The sequence below is a fragment of the Luteitalea sp. genome, from assembly GCF_022842525.1.
Lineage (GTDB): Bacteria > Acidobacteriota > Vicinamibacteria > Vicinamibacterales > Vicinamibacteraceae > Luteitalea.
Genome location: NZ_JALHPM010000302.1, coordinates 1 through 4,879, shown reverse-complemented (window position 1 = coordinate 4,879; position 4,879 = coordinate 1). Strand labels below are relative to the sequence as shown.

Annotated in this window: 7 protein-coding genes; all 7 read right to left on the bottom strand. The window is 68.2% G+C overall.

What is annotated here, in order from left to right:
• Nucleotides 1-12: 12 nt before the first annotated feature.
• Nucleotides 13-492, bottom strand: a complete 480-nt coding sequence (paaD, locus tag Q0C41_RS29760) for a 1,2-phenylacetyl-CoA epoxidase subunit PaaD (RefSeq protein WP_291990364.1) — start codon at nucleotides 490-492, stop codon at nucleotides 13-15.
• Nucleotides 493-497: 5 nt separating this feature from the next.
• Nucleotides 498-1,250 (bottom strand): 1,2-phenylacetyl-CoA epoxidase subunit PaaC, encoded by a 753-nt coding sequence (gene paaC, locus Q0C41_RS29755; protein WP_291990362.1) that lies wholly within the window; start codon nucleotides 1,248-1,250, stop codon nucleotides 498-500.
• Between the two features lie 15 nt (nucleotides 1,251-1,265).
• The gene (paaB, locus tag Q0C41_RS29750; RefSeq protein WP_291990360.1) at nucleotides 1,266-1,553 is read right to left on the bottom strand and encodes a 1,2-phenylacetyl-CoA epoxidase subunit PaaB; all 288 of its coding nucleotides are present in this window, start codon (nucleotides 1,551-1,553) and stop codon (nucleotides 1,266-1,268) included.
• Nucleotides 1,554-1,563: 10 nt separating this feature from the next.
• Nucleotides 1,564-2,565 carry a 1,2-phenylacetyl-CoA epoxidase subunit PaaA gene (paaA, locus tag Q0C41_RS29745; RefSeq protein WP_291990358.1) on the bottom strand — a complete coding sequence of 334 codons (1,002 nt, stop codon included), beginning with the start codon at nucleotides 2,563-2,565 and terminating at the stop codon, nucleotides 1,564-1,566.
• Nucleotides 2,566-2,586: 21 nt separating this feature from the next.
• A complete protein-coding gene (gene paaK, locus Q0C41_RS29740) occupies nucleotides 2,587-3,903 on the bottom strand; it encodes a phenylacetate--CoA ligase PaaK (protein ID WP_291990356.1) in 1,317 nt (438 codons plus the stop codon).
• An 18-nt stretch (nucleotides 3,904-3,921) separates the two neighbouring features.
• Nucleotides 3,922-4,368, bottom strand: coding sequence for a hydroxyphenylacetyl-CoA thioesterase PaaI (gene paaI, locus Q0C41_RS29735; RefSeq protein WP_291990354.1), 447 nt, complete (start codon nucleotides 4,366-4,368; stop codon nucleotides 3,922-3,924).
• Nucleotides 4,361-4,879: 3-hydroxyacyl-CoA dehydrogenase family protein (locus tag Q0C41_RS29730; RefSeq protein ID WP_291990352.1), on the bottom strand; the 519-nt coding region annotated here is incomplete at its 5' end. The genes Q0C41_RS29730 and paaI, both read right to left, overlap by 8 nt.

The following is a 4,879-nucleotide window of genomic DNA, read 5'->3' as shown; positions in this document are numbered from 1 at the left end:
CATGGGCGGGACTCAGATCGGCTTGAAGTACTCGAAGGGCTCGCGGCAGTCGACGCAGCGATGCAGGGCCTTGCAGGCCGTGGCACCGAAGGCGGACAGCCGTTCCGTGCGGCGGGAGCGGCAGCGCGGACACGGCGGCTGGAAGCGGATGACCTGCACGCCGACCGGCGCATCGCCCACTGGTGGCGCAATTCCGTGTGCGCGGAGCTTCTCGTGGGCCGCTTCCGACAGCCAGTCGGTCGTCCACGCAGGGGCGAGCCTCGTGCTGACGCGGACTTCCGCGGCGCCGGCGTCGAGCAGCGCTTCACGGATGGAGGACTCGATGACTCGCGTCGCGGGACAGCCGGAGTAAGTGGGGGTCACGACGACGTCGACCCCGGTCGCGTCGGCGCTGACATCCCGCACGATACCCAGTTCGCATACCGAGAGGACGGGCACCTCCGGGTCCATCACCGCGGCGAGCGCCTGCCACGCCTGTTGCTCCGTCATCATGGCACTCACCATCGGGCGCCCGGATGAGAGCGCTGCAGGTGCTGCATCACGGCCAGCAGATGACCCAGGTGCTCGCTGTGGACACCACAGCGGCCGCAAGAGCGGAAAGGGGTGTCGGCCGGCGGTTCGAGCGTGGCTTCTGCGAGCACGGGGCCGACGGCCTGGCGCCAGCCGGCTTCGAGCGTGGACCAGGCCACGCCGATGCCGGAGGCGGCGACGGCATCGTCCACGCCATCGACAGCAAAGCATTCGGCCATGTAGGGCCACAACGCGCTCAGCGCCTGCGCCATCCGCCGGTGGGACTCGTCCGTGCCGTCGCCGAGGCGCACGACCCAGTCCGCCGAGTGCTCGCGGTGGTAGCGCGTTTCCTTGGCGCTCTTAGCGGCGATGGCCGCAAGTTCAGTGTCCGAAGACGCGGCAAGCCCCGCCCACAATTGCTCGAGGAAGCTGCTGAAGAGAAAGTTGCGCAGGACCACGCGCCCGAAGTCCCCGTTGGGCAGCTCGGTGAGCGTGACGTTGCGGAACTCCCCCTCGCTGCGCAGGAAGGCCAGCTGGTCTTCGTCGCGCCCTGCCCCTTCGAGCCTGCCGGCGTGGGTGAGCAGCAGCCGCGCCTGCCCGATGCAGTCGAGCGCGATGTTGGTGATCGCGATGTCCTCCTCGAGCACCGGGCCGTGGCCACAAAGCTCCGACAGGCGCTGCCCGAGGATCAGAGAGCTGTCCGCAATCCGCAGAACGTATTCCACATGGGGGGTCATCATCGGTGCGGCCCGCCCCTACATGTGGTCGACTTCGTCGGGCAGACGATAGAAGGTCGGGTGACGGTAGATCTTGTCCGCGGCGGGATCGAACAGCTCCGGCTTGGCATCCGGATCGGAGGCCACGATGTGGTCCGACCGGACGACCCAGAGGCTCACGCCTTCCTGCCGCCGGGTGTACACGTCACGCGCCATCTGCAGCGCCAGCTTGGGGTCCGGGGCGTGCACGCTGCCGCAATGCTTGTGGTCGAGGCCGTTGCGGCTGCGCACGAACACTTCCCACAGGGGCCATTCCTTGTTGCTCATCGTCATCTCCTCAGGCGGCCTGCCGCGCTTCGCGCTTGCGCGCGTGGACGAGCGCGGCCTCGCGAACCCACTCGCCGTCTTCCCACGCCTTGACCCGCTCGGCGAGCCGTTCGCGGTTGCACGGCCCGTGACCGTTCACCACGTTCCAGAATTCGTCCCAGTCGATGGTGCCGAAGTCGTGATGTCCTCGGGCTTCGTTCCACTTGAGCGCCGGGTCGGGGAGACTCACGCCGAGCACCCGCGCCTGGGGCACAGTCGCGTCCACGAACTTCTGGCGCAGATCATCGTTGGAAATGCGCTTGATGCCCCAGTGCATGCTCTGGCCGCTGTGCTGAGAATCGCGGTCGTGGGGGCCGAACATCATCAGCGACGGCCACCACCAGCGGTTCACGGCGTCCTGCACCATATCGCGCTGGGCCTGCGTGCCACGCATCATCGCGAGCAGCAGGTCGTAACCCTGGCGCTGATGGAAGCTCTCCTCCTTGCAGATGCGGATCATCGCGCGGGCATAGGGCCCGTAGGAGCAGCGGCACAGCGGGATCTGGTTCATGATCGCCGCGCCGTCCACGAGCCAGCCGATCACGCCGATGTCGGCCCAGGTGAGCGTCGGATAGTTGAAGATCGACGAGTACTTGGCCTTGCCCGAATGCAGCGCCTCGATGAGATCGTCGCGCGACACCCCGAGCGTCTCGGCGGCGGCGTAGAGGTACAGGCCGTGGCCGCCCTCGTCCTGCACCTTGGCAAGCAGGATCGCCTTGCGCTGCAGGGACGGCGCGCGCGTGATCCAGTTGCCCTCCGGGAGCATGCCCACGATCTCGGAATGCGCGTGCTGCGAGATCTGCCGCACGAGCGTCTTGCGGTAGGCCTCGGGCATCCAGTCCTTGGCCTCGATGAATTCGCCGCGGTCCAGCCGATCGTCGAACTCCGTCTGGTAGTCGGCATTCGACGGGGCGGCGCCCGCCGCGGGCTCGTCGCCTTTCGGCTGGGGAATGTCCATCGCCTGGGTGTACATGGCGTGTGCTCCTGATGGGACTCAGTTCTTCGGGCGGCGGTCGATCACGCGCCGCGCCTTGCCGACGACCACGCGCTCGATGGCGAACGGGGCCGTGACCTCCACCGTCGTCGAGACGCCGATGTAGGACTTGATCTGGTGCTGAAGTTCCGACGCGGCGCGCGAACGCACCTCGTCGGCGCGGTCCGCCTGGGGCTCGAGCTCCACCCGCACCGTCACGGTGTCGAGGTGGCCGTCCTTGTCGAGAAGGATCTGGTAGTGCGGCGCGAGCTGCGGCACACGGAGGATCAGCTCCTCGATCTGCGACGGGAACACGTTGACCCCGCGCACGATCATCATGTCGTCGGACCGGCCGGTGATCTTGTCCATGCGGCGCATGGCGCGCGCGGTGGGCGGCAGCAGGCGGGTGAGATCCCGCGTGCGGTAGCGGATGACCGGCAGCGCTTCCTTCGTGAGCGTCGTGAACACCAGTTCACCCGGGCTGCCGTCGGGCAGCACCTCGCCCGTCGAGGGGTCGATGATCTCCGGGTAGAAGTGATCCTCCCAGATGACGGGGCCGTCTTTGGTCTCGATGCATTCGTTGGCCACGCCCGGCCCCATCACTTCCGACAGGCCGTAGATGTCGACGGCGTCCAGCCCGGCGCGCCTCTCGATGGCTTCGCGCATGCCCTGGGTCCAGGGCTCCGCCCCGAAGATGCCGATGCGCAGCGACGAGGCCGCCGGATCGAGGCCCTGGCGCTCCATCTCGTCGACGATGGTGAGCATGTACGACGGCGTCACCATGATGATGTCGGGCCGGAAGTCCTGGATGAGCTGCACCTGCTTCTCGGTCTGCCCGCCGGACATGGGGATGACCGTGCATCCCAGCCGCTCCGCGCCGTAGTGCGCCCCCAGCCCGCCCGTGAAGAGGCCGTAACCGTAGGCGACATGCACGATGTCGCCGGCGCGACCGCCCGAAGCGCGGATGGAGCGGGCGACGAGATCGGCCCAGTTGTCGATGTCGCGCTGGGTGTAGCCGACGACCGTGGGCTTGCCCGTGGTACCGCTGGAAGCGTGGATGCGCACCACCTTCTCCCGCGGCACGGCGAACATGCCGAACGGGTAGTTGTCGCGCAGATCCTGCTTGGATGTGAACGGAAAGCGCGCGAGGTCCTCGTGGGTCTTCAGATCATCGGGGTGCACGCCGTGCGCGTCGAACTTGCGTCGGTAGTGCGGCACGTTGTCGTACGCGTGGCGCACGCTCCAACGCAGCCTTTCGAGCTGCAGGGCGCGCAGTTCGTCCTGGCTGGCGCGCTCGGCGGGATCCAGCAGGTCGGCGGCGGGGATGGGATGGGGCATCGGCGGTGCCTCGGTCGCTTACAGGGGAACGGTCTGGCGATCCTTCAACCGGTAGGAGCGCCCGCGCAGCACCGCCACGAGCACGCCCTCCTGGTTGCGGACCTGCACGTCGTAGAGGCCGGTGCGTCCGGCCCGTGAAATTTCCTTGGCCTCGGCGGCGAGCACGTCGTCGAGGCGGGCCGGCGCGAGGAAGTCCACGGTGATGCCGGCCGCCACCGTGAGCTCGTTGTAGCTGTTGCAGGCGAAGGCAAAGGCGGAATCCGCCAGCGTGGTGATGTAGCCGCCGTGGCAGATCTTGAAGCCGTTCAGCATTTCGGGGCGCACTCGCATGGACATGCGCGAGGTGCCCGGCCCCATGGCTTCGATCGTCATGCCGAGCCCGAGGGAGGCGGCGTCGTCCGCGAGCATGCCGCGACCGACATGGTCGGCGATCTGCTGCGGGGTCAGGGTACCGGCATCACTCATGAAAGGTTCCTCCGCTCCAGCGACGGCGCTGCAGGGCCGGCGAGACGCGATAGCGCTCCTCGCCGAAGTGGGCGCGCAGGTTATCCAGCACCTCGGCCACGAGTTTCGCGCCGAGGCGGTCCGCCCAGGCCAGCGGCCCGATCGGGTAGTTGGTACCAAGGCGCATGGCGGTGTCGGTATCTGCCGCGGACGCGATGCCCTGAGTGACGACGTCCGCGGCCTCGTTCGCGAGCATGGCCACGATGCGCATCACCACCATGCCGGCGATGTCGTCCACGCGGCTCACGACGCAGCCTGCGGCCTGCAAAGCGCCGACGACGCCCTCGTACTCCGCGTCGCCGCACTGATCCGCACGCGCCACCGCGACGCGGCGGGTCTTCTCGAAGTCGAGGGCGAGATCGAGCGTCACGAAGTGCGGCGTCCCCTCCTCCGCCGCGCGGCGTGTGGCCGTGCGACCGTCCGTGAGCGCAAGACGGGCGCTGCCCACGTGGATGGCGGAATCGTCCAGCGA